The sequence below is a fragment of the Kitasatospora griseola genome (assembly GCF_044999035.1).
GTDB classification, from domain to species: Bacteria; Actinomycetota; Actinomycetes; order Streptomycetales; family Streptomycetaceae; genus Kitasatospora; species Kitasatospora griseola.
The window spans coordinates 5,830,443-5,848,825 of sequence record NZ_CP173360.1; the positions used below are offsets into that span (position 1 = coordinate 5,830,443).

The 18,383-nt window shown below is 72.0% G+C and carries 12 protein-coding genes and 1 pseudogene; 7 read left to right on the plus strand and 6 right to left on the minus strand.

The genetic code is table 11. The features are described 5' to 3' along the window. Positions 1 to 55: 55 nt before the first annotated feature. Positions 56 to 928: a 3-methyl-2-oxobutanoate hydroxymethyltransferase gene (panB, locus tag ACI1MP_RS26515; RefSeq protein WP_363481801.1), complete on the minus strand. Its 873-nt coding sequence runs from the start codon at positions 926 to 928 to the stop codon at positions 56 to 58. Positions 929 to 1,141: 213 nt separating this feature from the next. Here panB and ACI1MP_RS26520 point away from each other — a divergent pair, with 213 nt between their 5' ends. From ACI1MP_RS26520 to ACI1MP_RS26530, 3 genes are all read left to right on the plus strand, one after another. Beyond that, positions 1,142 to 2,758, plus strand: a complete 1,617-nt coding sequence (locus tag ACI1MP_RS26520) for an MFS transporter (RefSeq protein WP_380341168.1) — start codon at positions 1,142 to 1,144, stop codon at positions 2,756 to 2,758. A gap of 23 nt (positions 2,759 to 2,781) precedes the next feature. Next, positions 2,782 to 3,423, plus strand: a complete 642-nt coding sequence (locus ACI1MP_RS26525; RefSeq protein ID WP_404869626.1) for a TetR/AcrR family transcriptional regulator — start codon at positions 2,782 to 2,784, stop codon at positions 3,421 to 3,423. Between the two features lie 146 nt (positions 3,424 to 3,569). Next, positions 3,570 to 4,568, plus strand: coding sequence for an endonuclease/exonuclease/phosphatase family protein (locus ACI1MP_RS26530; RefSeq protein WP_404869627.1), 999 nt, complete (start codon positions 3,570 to 3,572; stop codon positions 4,566 to 4,568). Here the strand turns inward: ACI1MP_RS26530 and ACI1MP_RS26535 are convergent. Both ACI1MP_RS26535 and ACI1MP_RS26540 read right to left on the minus strand, forming a co-directional pair. Further along, on the minus strand, positions 4,565 to 5,368 hold the full coding sequence (locus ACI1MP_RS26535) for a putative protein N(5)-glutamine methyltransferase (RefSeq protein ID WP_380341177.1): 804 nt from the start codon (positions 5,366 to 5,368) through the stop codon (positions 4,565 to 4,567). The genes ACI1MP_RS26530 and ACI1MP_RS26535 overlap by 4 nt on opposite strands. A gap of 172 nt (positions 5,369 to 5,540) precedes the next feature. After that, the gene (locus tag ACI1MP_RS26540) at positions 5,541 to 7,286 is read right to left on the minus strand and encodes an NAD+ synthase (protein WP_404869628.1); all 1,746 of its coding nucleotides are present in this window, start codon (positions 7,284 to 7,286) and stop codon (positions 5,541 to 5,543) included. A 244-nt stretch (positions 7,287 to 7,530) separates the two neighbouring features. On the opposite strand from ACI1MP_RS26540, the gene glnA reads away from it, so the two are divergent. The 3 genes from glnA to ACI1MP_RS26555 all read left to right on the plus strand — a co-directional run bounded on the left by glnA (position 7,531) and on the right by ACI1MP_RS26555 (position 13,280). After that, entirely contained in the window at positions 7,531 to 8,892 is a 1,362-nt protein-coding gene (gene glnA, locus ACI1MP_RS26545) for a type I glutamate--ammonia ligase (RefSeq protein WP_043913642.1), read from the plus strand. Between the two features lie 81 nt (positions 8,893 to 8,973). Further along, positions 8,974 to 9,792, plus strand: a complete 819-nt coding sequence (locus tag ACI1MP_RS26550) for a DUF4231 domain-containing protein (RefSeq protein WP_380341183.1) — start codon at positions 8,974 to 8,976, stop codon at positions 9,790 to 9,792. Further along, a complete protein-coding gene (locus ACI1MP_RS26555; protein ID WP_404869629.1) occupies positions 9,789 to 13,280 on the plus strand; it encodes a tetratricopeptide repeat protein in 3,492 nt (1,163 codons plus the stop codon). Before ACI1MP_RS26550 ends, ACI1MP_RS26555 begins: the two co-directional genes overlap by 4 nt. Before the next feature lie 84 nt (positions 13,281 to 13,364). On the opposite strand, the pseudogene ACI1MP_RS26560 reads toward ACI1MP_RS26555, so the two are convergent. Together ACI1MP_RS26560 and ACI1MP_RS26565 are read right to left on the minus strand one after the other, a co-directional pair. Continuing rightward, positions 13,365 to 13,580 (minus strand): annotated as a pseudogene (locus ACI1MP_RS26560) (PIN domain-containing protein); the annotation flags it as partial. Between the two features lie 42 nt (positions 13,581 to 13,622). After that, complete coding sequence (locus ACI1MP_RS26565; protein WP_380341189.1) at positions 13,623 to 13,883, minus strand: hypothetical protein; 261 nt, start codon at positions 13,881 to 13,883, stop codon at positions 13,623 to 13,625. Between the two features lie 240 nt (positions 13,884 to 14,123). Between ACI1MP_RS26565 and ACI1MP_RS26570 the strand changes: the two genes are divergently transcribed. Beyond that, positions 14,124 to 17,162: a bifunctional [glutamine synthetase] adenylyltransferase/[glutamine synthetase]-adenylyl-L-tyrosine phosphorylase gene (locus tag ACI1MP_RS26570; RefSeq protein ID WP_404869630.1), complete on the plus strand. Its 3,039-nt coding sequence runs from the start codon at positions 14,124 to 14,126 to the stop codon at positions 17,160 to 17,162. A gap of 72 nt (positions 17,163 to 17,234) precedes the next feature. Here ACI1MP_RS26570 and ACI1MP_RS26575 read toward each other — a convergent pair whose 3' ends face one another. Continuing rightward, complete coding sequence (locus ACI1MP_RS26575; protein ID WP_404869631.1) at positions 17,235 to 18,179, minus strand: phosphatase PAP2 family protein; 945 nt, start codon at positions 18,177 to 18,179, stop codon at positions 17,235 to 17,237. Between the last annotated feature and the right edge of the window lie 204 nt (positions 18,180 to 18,383).

Here is an 18,383-nt window from a genome sequence, read left to right on the forward strand (position 1 = left end):
CCTCGGCTTCGCCTGGGGCACCCCCAGCGCCCCTGTTTTCGCGCCCTTTTTGCCCTTACTGGAAGCTGTGCTCCGGGCCCGGGAAGGCGCCTTCGCGCACGTCCGCCGCGAATTCGCTCGCGGCCTGCGCCAGCGTCGCGCGCAGGTCGGCGTACTGCTTGACGAACTTGGGGACGCGGCCGGCCGTCATGCCGGCGAAGTCGGTCCAGACCAGGACCTGGGCGTCGGTGCCCGGGCCGCCGCCGATGCCGACGGTGGGGATCGCGGAATGGGTGGTGACCTCGGCGGCGAGTTCGGCCGGGACGGCTTCCAGGACGACGGCGAACGCGCCGGCCTGCTGGACGGCCTTCGCGTCGCGGAGCAGCTGGTGGGCGGCCTCGTCGCCGCGGCCCTGGACGGGGTAGCCGCCGTAGGCGTGGACGGACTGGGGGGTGAGGCCGATGTGGGCCATCACGGGAATGCCGGCCTCGACGAGGAGTTCGATGGTGCGGGCGCTGCGCTCGCCGCCCTCGAGCTTGACGGCGTGGACACCGGCCTCCTTCATCAGGCGGGCGGCGTTGTGCATGGCCTGGGCGGGGGACTCCTGGTAGGAGCCGAAGGGGAGGTCGGCGACGACGAGGGCGCGCTGGGTGCCGCGGACGACGGCGGCGGAGAGCATCACCATCTGGTCCATGGTCACCGGTACGGTGGTCTCGTAGCCGAGGTGGCAGTTGCCGGCGGAGTCGCCGACGAGCAGGACGGGGATGCCGGCTTCGTCGAAGACGCCGGCGGTGAGGGCGTCGTAGGCGGTGAGCATCGCCCACCGTTCGCCGTTGCGCTTGGCCTTGGCGAGGTCCCGGACGGTCACCCGTCGGCTGGTGACCCCACCGTAGAGGGTGTTGACGGGCGCGTCCTGCGTCTGGGCAGGCTGAAGCGGAGAGGCGTTCATCGAACAGACTCCTGGTGTGTGTCGTCTCGTGGCGCCGTGCGGCGTCCCCGGATCTGGCTCCATGCTTGCACGCCACGGGCCGTCAGCAAAGAGGCGGAAGTCCGTCGGGGGTTCTCGACCCCGGGGGGCTCTTGGGGAGGTCTTTGCCGTTCGGTGTCCCGACCGTTACGATACGGAACCGTCTCGTATCGAAATGGCGGCTAGTGTGTTCGTATGACCTCGCCGACCGCGCCGCTCCAGGCCCCTCGGGTGCCGGAAGCCGTACACCGCCGACGCTGGTGGATCCTGGGCACCCTGGTGCTCGCCCTGCTCGTCGTCGTACTCGACAACTCGATCCTCAACGTGGCGATGAAGACCATCGCCACCCCCGCCCCGGTGGGCCTCGGCGCGAGCCAGAGCGACCTGGAATGGGCGATCAACTCGTACACCCTGGTGTTCGCCGGGCTGCTGTTCACCGCCGGCCTGCTGGGCGACCGGTTCGGCCGCAAGTGGACCCTGCTGTCCGGCATGGTGGTCTTCGGACTCGGCTCGCTGCTGTCGGCGTTCGCCGCCGGCCCGGGCGAACTCATCGGCTACCGCGCGGTAATGGGCCTCGGCGGCGCGTTCGTGATGCCGGCGACGCTGGCCATCATCATGAACGTCTTCGAGCGGCACGAGCAGCCCAAGGCGATCGGCATCTGGGCCGGCGCGGTGGGCCTGGCGATCGCCATCGGCCCGATCACCGGCGGCCTGCTGATCGAGCACTTCTGGTGGGGCTCGGTGTTCCTGGTGAACGTCCCCATCGTGGTCCTCGCGCTCGGCCTGATGGGCTGGCTGGTCCCGGACTCCAAGGACCCCAACCCGGGCAAGCTCGACCCGGTCGGCGTGCTGCTGTCCGTGATCGGCCTGGTCGCGCTGATCTACGGCATCATCAAGGGCGGCGAACTCGCCGACTTCACCGCGCCCGAGGCGTGGGTGCCGACCCTGGTCGGCCTGCTCGCGCTGGCCGCCTTCGTGCTGTTCGAGAAGCGCACCAGCCACCCCGCGCTGGACGTCACCTGGTTCCGGAACAAGGTGTTCTCCGCGTCGATCAGCGTGGTCGGCATCGTGTTCTTCGCGCTGATGGGCGTCTCGTTCTTCGGCGTGTTCTACACCCAGAGCGTGCGCGGCTACAGCGCCCTGCAGGCCGGTGAGCTGATGCTGCCGCTGGCCGTCGCCCAGCTGATCTTCGCGCCCCGGGCCCGCCTGGTGGTGGACCGGATCGGCATCCGGCTGACCTGCGCCGGCGGCATGCTGCTGGTCACCGTCGGCTTCCTCGGCTACGTGTTCCTGACCGCGACCAGCCCGATCTGGCTGCTGATCGTGCTCGGCTTCGTGATGGGCACCGGCATGGCGCACGTGATGCCGCCGGTCACCGTCGCGATCATGGGCGCGCTGCCGCGCGAGAAGGCCGGCGCGGGCTCCGCGCTGAACAACACCTTCCGCCAGGTCGGCGGCTCGCTGGGCATCGCGGTGCTGGGCGCGCTGCTGTCCACCGTGTACCGCAACGGCATGGAGGACCACCTCGGCGCGGTGCCGGAGCAGTTCCGCTCGCGGGCCGGCGAGTCGATCGAGTCCACCCTCGGGGCGGCCGAGAGGCTGCACCTGCAGGCCCTGGTCGACCCCGCCAAGGACGCGTTCATCCACGCCATGCACGTGGTCTCCGCGGTCTCGGCCGGCGTCACCGTGCTCGGCGCGGTGCTCGCGATGGCGCTGCTGCCCGGCAAGCTCCCCGCCGCCCCCGGCGGCCCCGCCGGGAAGCCCGGCGCGCAGGGCCGGACGGGCTCCGACGCGAGTCCCGCCAAGGTCTGATCGCAAGGGTGGAGAATAAGGCCATGACAAGCGCCGACACTCCGCTCACGCCGTGCCACGGCCCCGCCGCGGAGCAGGACGCTCCGCGGCGGGGCCGTCCGCGCAGCGAGGCCGCCGAGCACGCGATCTTCGGCGCCGTCGAGAAGCTGATGGAGGACGGCGTCGGCCTGGCCGAGCTGTCCATCGAGCGGATCGCCGCCGAGGCGGGCGTCGGCAAGGCCACCATCTACCGGCGCTGGCCCAACAAGGAGGCCCTGCTGGTCGACGTGGTCGACCGGCTGGAGGAGCCGATGCCGCCGCTGGCCGGCCCGACCTACCGGGACGACCTGATCAGCGCCGTCGACTACATGCGCCGGCGCGGCCTGATCAAGCGCTCCCGGTGGATCGTCAAGTCCGCGCTCGGGCAGATGAACAGCTGGCCCGAACTCAAGCAGACGTACCACGAACGGGTGGTCCGTCCGCGCCGCGAGCTGATCCGGCAGATCGTCCGCCGCGGCGTCGAGGCGGGCGAGCTCCGCTCCGACCTGGACGTCGAACTGCTCTGCGAGATGCTGATCGGGCCGATCCTGCTGCGCACCGTCCTGTGGGACGACGCGCCGCTGGAGGACCCCGACCTGCCCCGGCAGATGATCGACGCCGCACTCGACGGCCTCGCCGCCCGCTGAGCCCTTCCGGCCTTTCGGCGGGAACTCTTCGCACACTTTGTCGCGTCCCTCCCGTCATAGGCTGAGCCGAGAATCGGATCGGAGCAGGTCGGACGGGGTCGACGGGGAGTCGGCGGACACGACGGACACGGCGGCGAGGAGCGGGCATGGTGCGGGCGGAGGGCCCGGCGGTAGCGGCGGACGAGCAGGAGCAGACCCGGCGCGGCCGGCTGCGCCGCTGGTTCGACTGGCGGCGCAGCTGGCCGCTCACCCTGCTCGGCGTGCTGGTGACGGTGCTGCTGGTGGCGCACGCACAGGTGCCGAACGCGGTCGGCAACCTGGGCAGCCTGCTGGAGACCTTCCTGCCCTGGCTGGGCCTGACCGTGCCGGTGCTGCTGGCGCTCGCTCTGTGGCGGCGCTCCGGCGTCGCCGTGCTGGCCGCGCTGCTGCCCGCCGCGGTGTGGCTGAACCTGTTCGGCGCGCTGCTGGTCGACAAGAGCAGCAGCCCCGGCGACTTCACCGTGCTCAGCCACAACGTCGCCGCCGCCAACGACGACCCGCAGGGCACCATCCGGATGCTCACCGGCTCCGGCGCGCAGATCGTCGCCCTGCAGGAACTCTCCGGATCCGCCGTCCCCGTGTACGCCGCCGGGCTGGCCAAGACGTACCCGTACCACGCGGTCGAGGGCACCGTCGGCCTGTGGTCCAGCTACCCGATCGACGGCGTCCAGGTGGTCGACATCAAGATGGGCTGGACCCGGGCCTTCCGCGCCGAGGTCACCACCCCCAAGGGCCCGCTCGCCGTGTACGTCGCCCACCTGCCCTCGGTGCGGGTCAAGTTCGACAGCGGCTTCACCGCCGGCCGCCGGGACGTCAGCGTGCAGGCGCTCGGGGATGCCGTCGCGCACGAACCGCTGCGCAAGGTGCTGCTGCTCGGCGACCTCAACGGCACCGTGAACGACCGCAGCCTGGCCCCGATCACCTCGCAGCTGCGCTCCGCCCAGGGCGCGGCCGGCGACGGCTTCGGCTTCTCCTGGCCGGCGTCCTTCCCGATGGCCCGGATCGACCAGATCCTCAGCAAGGGCGGGCTGGTCCCCACCGACTCCCGCACCCTGCCGGCGGACGCCAGCGACCACCTCGCGGTGGTCGCCGGCTACCGGTACTAGGGCTGGGCCCAGAACCCGCCGATCACCACGGTGGCGTCCCGGTCCTCGTCCTGCTCGACCCGGACGGTCAGGCCCTGATCGGCCATCAGTGCGGTCGTCGCCGGGGCCTGCCGTTCGCTGGTCTCGATCAGCAGGTGGCCGCCGGGCGCCAGCCAGCGCGGTGCGGCGGCCGCCACCCGGCGCTGCACCGCCAGGCCGTCGGCGCCGCCGTCCAGGGCGACCGGCGGCTCGTGGTCGCGGGCCTCCGGCGGCAGCAGCGGGATCTCGCCGGTCGGCACGTACGGGGCGTTGGCCACCAGCAGCCCGACCCGGCCGCGCAGCGCCCGCGGCAGCGGGGCGTCCAGGTCGCCCAGGTGCACCGTGCCGCCGTACGGGGCCAGGTTGCGGCGGGCGCAGGCGGCGGCCGCCGGGTCGACGTCGGCGGCGTGCAGCTCGACCTCGCCGAGCCGGTCGGCCAGCGCCGCGCCGATCGCGCCGGAGCCGCAGCACAGGTCCAGCACCACCGTGCCGGGCGTGCCCAGCGCGGCGGCCCGCTCGACCAGGAACTCGCTGCGGCGGCGCGGCACGAACACGCCCGGAGCCAGTGCGATGCGCAGCCCGGCGAACTCGGCGAAGCCCACCACCTGCTCCAACGGGTGCCCTGCGCACCGCAGTTCGAGCATCTCGGCGAGCCGGGCGGGGTGGTCGGCGGCGGACAGCAGCAGCCGGGCCTCGTCCTCGGCGAAGACGCAGCCGGCCGCCCGCAGCCGGTCGGCCAGGCGGGCGGGGGAAAGTTCGGCAGAGGGAAGGGGGAACGACACGAAGACCTCTTCGAAGAGCCTTGCGGGCTCCCGTGCGGTCAGGCCGCGGCCCGACGGCGGGGGAGCACCTCGACAACCTGCACGGTGATCTCTCCCACCTCCTCCGGCCGGCGCGCCGTCCATGATCGGGCGCGTCTCGCGGCGCTCACCCTAACCCCTGCCGTCCGCGTTGTCAGCCCTGCCGCCAGCGGTTGGTGATCGGCAGTCGGCGGTCGCGGCCGAAGTTCTTCGGCGAGACCTTCGGGCCCGGCGGGTACTGCCGCCGCTTGTACTCGGCGGTGTCTACCAGGCGCACCACCCGGTCCACCACCTCGGCGGGGAAGCCCTCGGCGACGATCGCGTCCCGGCCCTGGTCGCCCTCGACGTACCGGTCGAGGACGGCGTCCAGCAGGTCGTAGTCCGGCAGCGAGTCGCTGTCCACCTGGTCGGGCCGCAGCTCCGCGGACGGCGGCTTGCTGATGGTGTTCTCCGGGATCGGCGGCACCTCGCCGCGCGCCTCGGCCTGCGCGTTGCGCCAGCGGGCCAGCCGGAAGATCAGCGACTTGTAGACGTCCTTGATCGGGCCGTACGCGCCGACCGAGTCGCCGTACAGCGTCGAGTAGCCGACCGCGAGTTCGCTCTTGTTGCCGGGGGCGAGGACGATCTGACCCTCCTGGTTGGAGATCGCCATCAGCAGGGTGCCGCGCAGCCGGGACTGCAGGTTCTCCTCGGCCAGGCCGGTCAGCTCGGTGGCGCCCAGGTAGGCGTCGAACATCGGGGCGATCGGCACGGTGCGGAAGTGCAGGCCGGTGCGGCGGGCCAGCTCGGCGGCGTCGTCCCGGGAGTGCTGCGAGGAGTAGCGCGAGGGCATCGAGACGCCGTACACGTTCTCCGCGCCGATCGCGTCCACCGAGATCGCCGCGACCAGCGCCGAGTCGATGCCGCCGGACAGGCCGATCAGCACCGAACGGAAGCCGTTCTTGCGGACGTACGCCCGGGTGCCCTCGACCAGCGCCGCGTACACCTCGGCCTCGTCGTCCAGGCGCTCGCCGACCCGGGGCGGCACGGGCTCGGCCGGGGCGGGCTTCGGCGCGCCGCCGAGGTCGACCCGGGTCAGCCGCAGGCCGTCGGCGAGCACCGTGCCGTCCGGCAGGCCCGGCTCGGTCGCGGCCGGCAGGTCGAGGTCCATGACCAGCAGCGACTCCTCGAACTGCGGTCCGCGGGCCAGCAGTTCGCCGTCCTCGCGGACCACCAGCGACTCGCCGTCGAAGACCAGCTCGTCCTGCGCGCCGACCATGTTCAGGTACACCAGCGGGCAGCCGGCCTCGGCGGCGCGGCGCTTGACCAGCTCCAGCCGGACGTCGTCCTTGTCGCGCTCGTACGGCGAGCCGTTGATCGACAGCAGCAGCCCGGCGCCGGCCTGGCCGGTCGCGGCGACCCGGCCGCCCTCCTGCCAGATGTCCTCGCAGATCGCCAGCGCGATGTCCACGCCGTGCAGCCGAAGGACCGTCAGCTGGTCGCCCGGCACGAAGTAGCGGTACTCGTCGAACACGCCGTAGTTCGGCAGGAAGTGCTTGGCGAACCGGGTGACCACCTCGCCGCCGCGCAGCACCGCCGCGCAGTTCTGCGGCTTCCCCGCGAACCGGCTGCCCGGCTCGCCGCGGCCCAGGTAGCCGACCACCACCGGGACCTCGCCCAGGCCCTCGGCCTGCAGCTCGGCCGCCAGGTCCACCAGGGCGGCGCGCGAGCCCTCCACGAACGAGTTGCGGAACGCCAGGTCCTCGACCGGGTAGCCGGTCAGCACCATCTCGGGGAACGCGATCAGGTCCGCGCCGGACTCGGCGGCCCGCTTCGACCAGCGCAGCACCTCCTCGCTGTTGCGGGCGAGGTCACCGACCCAGGGGTCGATCTGGCACAGGGCGAGACGCAGATTCGGCATGACCACGAGTGTAATCGTCTAACTGACGTTATGTCGCTCGGGGTGGCCCTCGGACCTGGTTGCCTCCGGGGCCGCCGCGGTCGGCAAGCGGGCGGGGATCCGCCATGATGGGGACGGCGCGTTCGGGCGCGGTGCGGATCCGGCGTGCAGCGGGTCCGGCGCGGCGCGCACGACACGGCGCGCACGACGCGTGGGACGCGCAGGGCGTAACACGGGCGTAAAGAGCAGAGGTGAGACTGTCCCCATGGGCAAGCAGCAGGAGTTCGTGCTTCGCACACTCGAAGAGCGTGACATCCGGTTCGTCCGGCTGTGGTTCACCGATGTCCTCGGTTTCCTGAAGTCGGTGGCCGTCGCCCCCGCGGAACTGGAGCAGGCCTTCGAGGAGGGCATCGGCTTCGACGGCTCCGCGATCGAGGGCTTCGCCCGGGTGTACGAGTCCGACATGATCGCCAAGCCGGACCCCACCACGTTCCAGATACTGCCGTGGCGCTCCGAGAACCCCGGCACCGCCCGGATGTTCTGCGACATCCTGATGCCCGACGGCTCGCCGTCCTACGCCGACCCGCGCTACGTCCTCAAGCGCACCCTGGAGAAGGCCTCCGAGCAGGGGTTCACCTTCTACACCCACCCCGAGATCGAGTTCTTCCTGCTCAAGGACCTCCCCGGCGACGGCACCCCGCCCACCCCCGCCGACCAGTCCGGCTACTTCGACCACACCCCGCGCGGCATCGGCCACGACTTCCGCCGCCAGGCCATCACCATGCTCGAATCCATGGGCATCTCGGTCGAGTTCAGCCACCACGAGGGCGCCCCCGGCCAGCAGGAGATCGACCTGCGCTACGCCGACGCGCTCTCCACCGCCGACAACATCATGACCTTCCGGCTGGTCATGAAGGAGGTCGCGCTCGAACAGGGCGCCCACGCCAGCTTCATGCCCAAGCCGTTCTCCAACTTCCCCGGCTCCGGCATGCACACCCACGTCTCCCTGTTCGAGGGCGACCGCAACGCGTTCCACGAGTCCGGCGCCGAGTACCAGCTCTCCAAGGTCGGCCGCTCCTTCATCGCCGGCCTGCTCAAGTACGCCGCCGAGACCGCCGCCGTCACCAACCAGTGGGTCAACTCCTACAAGCGCATCTGGGGCGGCTCCCAGCGCACCGCCGGCGCCGGCGGCGAGGCCCCCTCCTACATCTGCTGGGGCCACAACAACCGCTCCGCCCTCATCCGGGTCCCCATGTACAAGCCCGGCAAGCAGGGCTCCACCCGGATCGAGGTCCGCTCCCTCGACACCGGCTGCAACCCCTACCTCGCCTACGCCGTCACCCTCGCCGCCGGCCTCAAGGGCATCGAGGACAACCTGGAACTCCCGCCCGGCGCCGACGACGACGTCTGGGCCCTGACCGACGCCGAACGCCGCGCCCTCGGCATCCAGCCCATGCCGCAGAACCTCGGCGAAGCCATCGATCTCATGCAGCGCAGCGAACTCGTCGCCGAGACGCTGGGCGAGCACGTCTTCGACTTCTTCCTCCGCAACAAGCGGCAGGAGTGGGAGGAGTACCGCTCGGAGGTCACTCCGTTCGAGCTGAAGAAGATCCTCCAGGTGCTGTAGCGCGTACGGGACCCCGGTTCGGCGGCGAAGGCCTGCCGGGCCGGGGTCCGGCTTGCTAGGCTGCCGCGCCGGGGGGTGATCATGGCCGGGCCGCGCGAGTTGCTGGTTGTGGAACACGAGGTGATCGACGCCGAGGCGGAAATCGACCAACTGATGTTCCGGAAGCGGCTGTCGATGCTGTGGGGGTTCGGCGGAATTCCGGTGCTGGTGCTCGGAATCGTCGCCGTCAACGTCTTCGTCGACTATTCGCGCCCCGGACAGGGCCGGATCGGGCTGAACTTCCTGCTCGGGGCTCCCCTCGCCTTCTCGCTCTTCATGGCGCCCACGATGTGGTTCGACCTGCGGGGGAGCCTGCTCGCCGCCCGGACGAAACTGAAGAAGCTGGAATCCGAGCGCAGGTCGATCCTGGCGAAGCAGAACCAGGCCGTGGCCAGTTCGTTCCACGAATACCGCGAGTCGGTCGTCGAGATCCGGGACAGCTACCGGCAGGGCGCCGCGAAATACCGGAACCGGCACAACTTCTTCCAGGTCTCGGTCCTGGTGGGGTCGATTCTGACGTCGGTCTTCACCACGGCCTCGGCCGAGGACGACGGCTGGCGCTGGATCGCGGTGGCGCTGAGCGCGACGGTGAGCATTTCGGCCGGCGTCATCACCTACTTCAAGTTCCGCGAGCGGAGCATGAACCTCCAGCAGACCGCCGATGCGCTCGACATGGAGATCCAGTCGCTGAACCTCGGGATCCGCCGCTACAAGCGCCTGCCGCCGGAGGATGCCGCGGCCTGCTTCGCCGAGGAGGTGGAGCGGCTGAAGGAGGAGCAGCGCAAGAAGGAACTCCAGCTGGAACAGCCGCCCGAGGCCCAGCAGCGCGACGCCGCGCCGACAGGCGTGCTGGCCCAGTGAGCAGCGGCGGGCGGGCGCCTTCGCGGCAGGAGCTGATCCGGCGTCGGCGGCGCACCGGCTTCGTCGGCCGGCGCAGTGAACTGGCCACGTTCACCGAGGTGTTGCGGCAGGCGCCGGAGGACGCGACGCAGTTCCTGTTCCATGTGCACGGGCCCGGTGGCGTCGGGAAGTCCACGCTGGTGCGGCAGATGGAGACGGCGGCGCGGGAGGTGCAGGCCGTCACCGGCTACGTGGACGAGTCGGTGACCGACCCGGTCGAGGCGATGAAGTCTCTCGCCGGGCAGTTCGCGCAGCAGGGCGCCCCGATGAAGGCGCTGGAGCGGCTGCTGAACACGTACCAGCAGCGGCGGCACGAGGCGGATGCCGGTGTGGTGGAGGGCAGCCCCGCGCCGTCGCCGGGCAGTGTGATCGCGTCGCGGGTCGGCCTGGTCGGGCTGGGGCTGATCCCCGGGGTCGGGGCGTTCGCCGGGGCGCTGGACGCGAATCAAGTCGCCGCCGGGGCGGAGCAGTTGAAGGGCATGCTCAGCGCGAGGTTCCGCAGCCACGAGGACGTCCAGCTGGTGCTGTCGCCCGTCCGGGCGCTGGCGCCGGTGTTCCTCCAGGAACTGGCGGAGATCGCGCAGCGCCGCAGCTGGGTGGTGCTGTTCTTCGACACCTACGAACGCACCGGGCCGATGCTCGACACCTGGCTGCGGGACGTCCTGGTCAGCGACCGGTACGGCGAACTGCCCGCGAACGTCCTGGTGGTGCTCGCCGGGCAGGGGCGGCTGGACACGCAGTGCTGGGGCGACTGGCTGGACCTGGTCGCGGATCTGCCGCTCGACGTGTTCACCGAGACCGAGGCGCGCCAGCTGCTCGCGGCGAAGGGCGTGACGGACGAGCACGTCATCGAGGTGGTGCTGCGTCTGTCCGGACGCCTGCCGCTGCTGGTCTCCACCCTCGCCGAGTCGCACCCCACGGCGCCGGCGGAGGTCGGCGACCCGAGCGGCACCGCCGTCGAGCGCTTCCTCAAGTGGGAGACCCGGCCCGAACGGCGGGCGGCCGCGCTGGCGTGCGCGCTGCCGCAGGAGCTGGACGAGGACGTCTACCGGGCCGCCGTGGCGGACGAGGACGCCCGGGAGCTGTTCGGGTGGCTGCGGTCGATGCCGTTCGTGATCGACCGGGCCGGACGGTGCCACTACCACGAGGTGGTGCGGACGGCGATGCTGCGCCTGCAGCGTCAGCAGTCGCCGGCGCGGTGGCGGCAGCAGCACGCTCGGCTGGCGGCGACGTTCGCCGAGTGGCGGACCCAACTCGCCTGTGACGATTTGGGGCTGAGTGAGCGTTGGCGGGACGAGCGGTGGTGCGGGTACCGCCTCCAGGAGACGTACCACCGGCTGTGCGCGGACCCGGACCGGGCGCTGCCGCTCGCGCTGCGGGAGTTGCTCGACGCCTGGAGCGACAGCACCACGACGCTCCGCCGGTGGGTCCAGATGCTCGTCCGCGCCGGTCAGGACACGGACGCGAGGGGGCTCCGGGAATGGGGCGATCGGCTGGTGGCAGCGATGGGCGAGCCGGAGCCAGGGATCGCCGTGATGACACTGCTGCTGTCCGGTACGGCCCTCGACCGCCCGGGCCGAGCCGTGGCGTATCGCCTGCGTGGCATCGGGCACCACGGGGAGGGGCGGCACGACCTGGCGCTGGCGGACTTCGACCAGGCAGTCGCCCTGGATCCGGACCGGCCGGAGGCCCTGCACAGCCGCGGGCGCGCCCTGATCGCCGTGCAGCGGTACGAGGAGGCGTTGATCGATCTCGGCCGTGCCGTCGAGTTGGACCCGGACTTCTCGGCGGCGTTCGCCACCCGTGGGGAGGCCCTGCGGTTGTCGGGCCGTCAGCAGGAGGCGCTGACCGACTTCGACCGGGCCATCGAGCTCGACCCTCAGCACAGCTGGGCCATCGCGCATCGAGGCGAGACCCACCATGAGCTGGGGCGAACCGAAGAAGCGTTCGCCGACCTCGCCCGGGCCGTCGAGCTCAATCCTGAGGACCTCTGGGCCCTCACTGGCTGGGGGCAGATCCAATGGGAGCTGGAGAGGTTCGAGGAGGCGCTCGCCACTCTCGACAGTGCGATCGAGGTCGACTCCGAACACGTTTGGTCCTACACCGTTCGAGGCGAGATCCACCGGCAGTTGGGGCGGTTCGAGGAGGCGCTGGCCGACCTCGACCGGATCACCGAGCTCGACCCCGATTCCGTCTGGGCCCTTGCCGTTCGTGCCGACACCTGCCGGGAGTTGGGGCGCCACGAGGAGGCGCTGGCCGACCTCGCCCGGGCCATCGAGCTCGACCCCGGGTACGTCCCGGCTCTGATCACGCGGGGTGACACCCTCCGCGAACTCGGCCGGTTCGAGGAGGCACTGGCCGACTACGGCCGGGCAGTTGAACTCGACCCTGGCTCCCATTGGGCGATGCTGGTACGTGCGCAGCTGTACGGGGAACTGGGACGTCACGAGGAGGCGCTGGCCGACCTCGACCACGCCGTCCGGCTCATGCCTGACGAGGCAGAGGCTTTCGCTGCCCGGGGTGCCACTCACCAGGCGATGGGAGATCGCCAGGAGGCGCTGAACGACTTCGACCGGGCGCTCGCCCTCGAACCCGACAACCTGGAGAACCTCGTCCGGCGCGGCGGCCAGCACCTGGCGATGGAGCAGCACACGGAAGCCCTGGCGGATTTCGACCGGGCCGTGGAGCTCGACCTCGGGGGCAGCTGGGCCATCATGCAGCGGGCGAATGCCTACCGGGTGATGGGCAGGTACGAGGAGGCACTGGCGGACTTCGACCAGGCGGCCGCGCTCTCCCCCGAGGACGCCGGGGTGGCCGGTATGCGTGCCTTGGTGCACCGGGCCATGGGGAGACTCACGGAGTCCTTGGCGGCATGCGATCGTGCGGTGCAACTCGATCCGGGCTCAATGCCCCATCATGTGCATCGGGCTCTCGTGCGGCGGCTCCTGGGTCGGCACCAGGAGGCGTTGGCCGACTACGACCAGGCCGTCGAGCTCGATTCCCCGGTCTGGACCGTTGCGGCGCGGGGGCTTACGCACCGTCTGCTGGATCGCTATCCGGAGGCGTTGGCCGATCTCGACCGGGCGCTCGAAGAGGATCCGGGCACGGGCTGGTTCCACTTGGAGAAGGCCGTGGTCCTGCACGCCCTCGGCCGGCCCGAGCGGGACGCCTGCCTCGCGCGTGCCGTCGAACTCCTGGGCTCGGGTCACGGCATCGACGACCTGAGCAACCTGGTGCTCGCCCACACCGTCGCACCGGATCCGGCCGAAGCCGCTCGCGTGCTGGAGTCGTTGCTGCAGGCCGCCCCGTCGGCCGGGCAGATCGCCACACTGCACATCGAACTCGCCACGTTGGTCCGGGTGATCCCCTCGGCTGCCGAGCCGGTGGCCGCCCTTCAACGGCGGCTGCTGGACGCCCTGCCTCCGGAGGTCCGAGCAGGGCTGAGCTGATGGGCGGTCGGAGCGGAGCCGTCGGGGAACAGCGCGTGGCGGTGGATGGTGCCAACGATGTGCGAACCGACCGGTTCGTGGCCGTCACACGCCCCTGATGACCACACGGTTCCCGCAGAGCATCGACCAGTCGTCGCGGTCGGAAGTCAGCACCGGGCCCGGAACCCGGAGTGCGAGTGAGGCGACGAGCGCGTCGATGGCGTACTTGTGCCCGTGCAGTCCGCCTGCGTCCCGAAGCAGGGCCGCTGCGGTCAGGGAGTCCTCCGGGGTGACCGGTTCTACTCGTAGCCGAGGCAGGATCCGGGGTGCAGTCGTGCCGGATCGATTGGGTGAGCTGATCCTTCATACGGCGTCCCGTCCGGTGCCCTCCCCGAACAGCTCGCGACGGGCTTCTTCGATCTCCTGTGCCGTCAGTGCGCCGTGGTCGGCCTCGTGCGCGGCGACGATTTCTGCGAGGCCGTCCATGGCGAGTCGGTGTCGGACCGCCTTGGTGACGTAGTTGGACACGCCGCGGCGTCCAGCGCGTGTGCGGAGCTCCGCGATGAGGTCTGCGGGCATGGACACGGAGAGGTTCTCGGTGGTTCCGGCGCGGGCGGGCTTCATGACTCAGAGCGTGATACGAGGACTCCTGCAGGTGGCGTGAAGGCGTGCGCAGGGACGGGTCGGTGATCGTGGAACCAGCCAGAGCAGGGGCGGCGGTGCGCAGGCCGGTGAGGGACGGGAGTGGTGTCGCCTCCGGGCCAACGAGCGCGCCGGACGGTGCGTCATGGGCGGTGCCCGGGCCCGGTGGGAACGTACGCTTCGGACGCGGGAGACGAACGGGGACGAACGGGAGGCGGAGCGGTGGAGGAACGGTCCGGGAGCCGGGTGAGCCGGCTGGAGACCCGACTGGTGCGGCGCGGGTTCTCCGATCCCGACCAGGCGGTGCGGCTGCTCGACGAACCGGCGCTGCACGGGCTCGCCGCCGACCCGGTGCTGCTGGACGCGCTCGGTGCGGCCGCCGACCCCGACCAGGCGCTGTTCGGCCTGGCCCGGCTGCTGGAGGCGCTCGATCCGCACGAGCGGCACACCCTGCGCGACACCCTCACCGCCTCCAAGCCGCTGCGGGACCGGCTGCTCGGCGTGCTCGGCGCGTCCTCCGCGCTCGGCGACCACCTGGCCCGCCACCCGCGGGACTGGCACGCCCTGGTCAGCTTCGAGCTGCGCGACATCCACCCCGGGGCCGGCGACTTCCTCGGCGAGCTCGCCCGCCGCGTCCGGCCCGGCGGGAGCGAGGCCGACGCGCTGCGCGTCGCGTACCGGCGCTGCCTGCTGACGATCGCTGCCCGCGACCTGTCCGGCACCACCGACCTGCCGCAGACCGCCGCCGAACTGGCCGACCTGGCGGGCGCCACCCTGCAGACCGCGCTGGACCTCGCCGCCGCCGAGGACCCGGAGGCCGCGGCCGCCTGCCGGCTGGCGGTGATCGGCATGGGCAAGTGCGGCGGCCGGGAGCTGAACTACGTCTCCGACGTGGACGTGATCTTCGTCGCTGAGCCGCGCGACGGCGTGGACGAGCAGCGGGCGATGCAGGCCGCGACCCGGCTCGCCGCGCACCTGATGCGGCTCTGCTCGGACACCACCGGCGAGGGCGTGATCTGGCCGGTGGACGCCAACCTGCGCCCCGAGGGCCGCAACGGCCCACTGGTGCGCACCCTGGCCAGCCACCTCGCCTACTACCGGCGGTGGGCCAAGACCTGGGAGTTCCAGGCCCTGTTGAAGGCCCGCCCGATCGCCGGGGACGCCGAGCTCGGCCGGGCCTACGGCGAGGCCGTCGCCCCGCTGGTGTGGGAGGCCGCCGCCCGCGAGCACTTCGTCGCCGACGTCCAGCAGATGCGCCGGCGGGTGGTCGACGCGATCCCGGCCGGAGAGCTGGAACGGCAGCTGAAACTCGGCCCGGGCGGCCTGCGGGACGTCGAGTTCGCCGTCCAGCTGCTGCAGCTCGTGCACGGCCGGAGCGACGAGAGCCTGCGCAGCGGCAACACCCTGGAAGCGCTTTCCGCCCTCTCCTCCGGGGGCTACGTGGGCCGCGCCGACGCCGCCTCGCTGGACGGCGCGTACCGCTTCCTGCGCACCCTCGAACACCGCATCCAGCTGCACCGGCTGCGCCGCACCCACCTGATGCCCACCGACCCCGACGACCTGCGCCGACTGGCCCGCAGCATGGCCCCGCTGATCAACGGGGACACCAGGGACGACCCGGTCACCGCGCTGCAACGCGAGTGGAAGCGGCACTCCGTGGAGGTGCGCCGACTGCACGAGCGGCTGTTCTACCGCCCGCTGCTCGACGCCGTCGCCGAACTGCCGGTCGCCGAACTCCGGGTCACCCGCTCCGGCGCGGCCGGGCTCACCGCCGAGGCCGCCCGGCAGCGCCTCGCCGCGCTCGGCTACGCCGACCCGGCCGCCGCGCTCCGGCACATCTCCGCGCTCGCCTCCGGGGTCAGCCGCAAGGCCGCCATCCAGCGCACCCTGCTGCCGGTGCTGCTCGGCTGGTTCGCCGACTCCGCCGACCCGGACGCCGGCCTGCTCAACTTCCGGCAGGTCTCCGACGCGCTCGGCGCCACCCCCTGGTACCTGCGGCTGCTGCGCGACGAGGGCGCGGCCGCCGAACAGCTGGCCCGGGTGCTGTCCGCCGGCCGGCTGGCCCCCGACCTGCTGCTGCGCGCACCCGAGGCGGTCGCCATGCTCGGCGACTCCACCGGGCTGGCGCCGCGCAGCCGGGCCGCGCTCGAATCGGAGATCCTCGCCGCGGTCGGCCGCGCCGCCGGCCCGGCGGCCGGGGTGGCCGCGGCCCGGTCGGTGCGGCGCCGCGAACTGTTCCGCACCGCCGCCGCCGACCTGCTCGGACGGCTCGACGACGACCCCGCGACGGCACTGGACGCCACCGGCGAAGCCCTCACCTCGATCACCGCCGCCACCCTGCAGGGCGCGCTGCGCGCGGCCGTCAACGGCTGGGAGGACCGGAACGGCGAACTGCCCACCCGGATCGCGGTCATCGGCATGGGACGGTTCGGCGGCCACGAACTCGGCTACGGCTCCGACGCGGACGTGCTCTTCGTCCACGAGCCGCGACTCGGCGTCCTGGAGGAGGACGCGGCGGGCGCGGCGAAGGCCGTGATCGGCGAGATGCGCACCCTGCTCGCCGCACCCTCCGTCGAACCGCCGCTGGAGGTCGACGCGGACCTCCGCCCGGAGGGCCGCAACGGTCCGCTGGTGCGCACCCTCGCCTCGTACGCCGGGTACTACGCCCGCTGGTCGCACGCCTGGGAGAGCCAGGCACTGCTGCGGGCCGAACCGATGGCCGGGGACCTCGACCTCGGGGCGCGGTTCCGGGACCTGATCGACCCGCTCCGCTACCCGGGGGCGGGCGTCCCCGAACGCGACCTGACGGAGATCCGCCGGATCAAGGCCCGCATCGAGGCGGAACGACTGCCCCGCGGCGCCGACCCCACCACCCACACGAAGATCGGCCGCGGCGGGCTGGCGGACGTCGAATGGACGGTGCAACTGCTGCAGCTGCAGCACGGGCACGAGATCCCGGGCCTGCGCACCACCCGCACCCGGGCGGCGCTGGCCGCGGCGACGGCGGCCGGCCTGGTGGAACGGGAGGACGCGGAGGTCCTGGACGCCGCGTGGGTCCTGGCCTCCCGGGTGCGGGCCGCGGTCATGCTGGTCCGCGGCCGGGCGGGGGACAGCTTCCCGGGCGACGCGAGGGAGCTGGCGGGCGTGGCCCGGTACCTGGGGTACGGGGTCGGGCACTCCGGGGAGCTGCTGGACGACTACCGTCGCGTGACGCGACGGGCGCGGCACGCGGTGGAGCGACTGTTCTACGGCGCGGAGTAGGACCGGCGAGGAGCACGACCAGGGCTGGGAGGTACCCCCACGCGCCCTGGTTGTGCGCTCCCTGGATGTTCCCTACGCGGAGACCTTCGCGTCCCAGGAGACCGGAACCGTCAGAGCTCGGTCCGAGGCGTCGTCCGGGTCGCGGGGGAGGCGGTAGACCCAGTTGTGGTAGATCAGGCGGGCCGCGACGAAGCCGATGAAGAGGCAGATCTCGCCGCCGACCGCGTCCAGCCAGAAGTGGTTCGCGGTGGAGATGATCACGCTGAGGGTGACCAGGGGGTAGGCGAGGCCGAGGACGCGGACCCAGGTGCGGCGGGCCAGGAAGAAGATGGTCAGGCCGCACCACATGGACCAGCCGATGTGCATGGAGGGCATGGCCGCGAACTGGTTGGAGACGTGTGCGCCCGCGCCGGAGGCCATGGAGCCCCAGGTCTGGTGGACGGTGACGGTGTCGACGAAGCCGGCGCCCATCAGGCGGGGCGGGGCGAGCGGGAAGAGGTAGAAGCCGAGGAGCGCGATGCCGGTGGTGACGAAGAGCACCGAGCGGGCAGCGGCGTAGCGGCCGGGGTGGGAGCGGTAGAGCCAGACCAGCACGCCGATGGTGACGATGAAGTGCAGGGTGGCGTAGTAGTAGTTCATTCCGACGATCAGCCAGGTGACCGAGTTCACGGCGTGGTTGATCGAGCGCTCGACGGCGATGCCGAGGGTGTGTTCGAGGTTCCAGACCCAGTCGGCGTGCTTGTGCGCTATCGCGGCCTGTTCGGGAACGGCGTTGCGGACCAGCGAGTACAGCCAGTAGCTGATGCCGATCAGGGCGAGTTCGAAGAACAGGTGCGGGCGGCGCGGGGTGCGTCGCTGTTCGCGCAGGCGGCCGCGGAGGCCGGTGGCGGGTGGCTGGGCGACGCGGGTGGCTCCGCCGGGCTTGCGGGCGGTGTGGTCCGTGCCCGGGTCGGAACCGCCGCGCGTGCTCTCGGCGCGGTCGGCGCCGGCTGCGTGGATCTCGGTCGGTTCCCCCATGGACGAGAAGTCTGCCAGACGAGGTGTGGCCGCTTGCTCATCCTCTGGTCGGGGATTCTTCACCGACTGTCCCCCTACGGGGGTAGGGGTCGATCGGTTCTCGAGGCGCATGCGGTCCATTGTGTCGCGCGGGTTACCGGGGGTCGAACCGGGGTCTCGTTCGTGCCCGGACGCCGCGGGGGAGCGGAAAGCGCCCGTAGGGGC

What these genes read in the sequence shown, in the direction of transcription:
- ACI1MP_RS26525 (WP_404869626.1), top strand. Translation starts at nt 2,782, where the DNA reads ATGACAAGCGCCGACACTCCGCTCACGCCGTGCCACGGCCCCGCCGCG.
- panB (WP_363481801.1), bottom strand. Translation starts at nt 928, where the DNA reads ATGAACGCCTCTCCGCTTCAGCCTGCCCAGACGCAGGACGCGCCCGTC.
- glnA (WP_043913642.1), top strand. Translation starts at nt 7,531, where the DNA reads ATGGGCAAGCAGCAGGAGTTCGTGCTTCGCACACTCGAAGAGCGTGAC.
- ACI1MP_RS26565 (WP_380341189.1), bottom strand. Translation starts at nt 13,883, where the DNA reads ATGAAGCCCGCCCGCGCCGGAACCACCGAGAACCTCTCCGTGTCCATG.
- ACI1MP_RS26530 (WP_404869627.1), top strand. Translation starts at nt 3,570, where the DNA reads ATGGTGCGGGCGGAGGGCCCGGCGGTAGCGGCGGACGAGCAGGAGCAG.
- ACI1MP_RS26520 (WP_380341168.1), top strand. Translation starts at nt 1,142, where the DNA reads ATGACCTCGCCGACCGCGCCGCTCCAGGCCCCTCGGGTGCCGGAAGCC.
- ACI1MP_RS26550 (WP_380341183.1), top strand. Translation starts at nt 8,974, where the DNA reads ATGGCCGGGCCGCGCGAGTTGCTGGTTGTGGAACACGAGGTGATCGAC.
- ACI1MP_RS26575 (WP_404869631.1), bottom strand. Translation starts at nt 18,179, where the DNA reads ATGGGGGAACCGACCGAGATCCACGCAGCCGGCGCCGACCGCGCCGAG.
- ACI1MP_RS26540 (WP_404869628.1), bottom strand. Translation starts at nt 7,286, where the DNA reads ATGCCGAATCTGCGTCTCGCCCTGTGCCAGATCGACCCCTGGGTCGGT.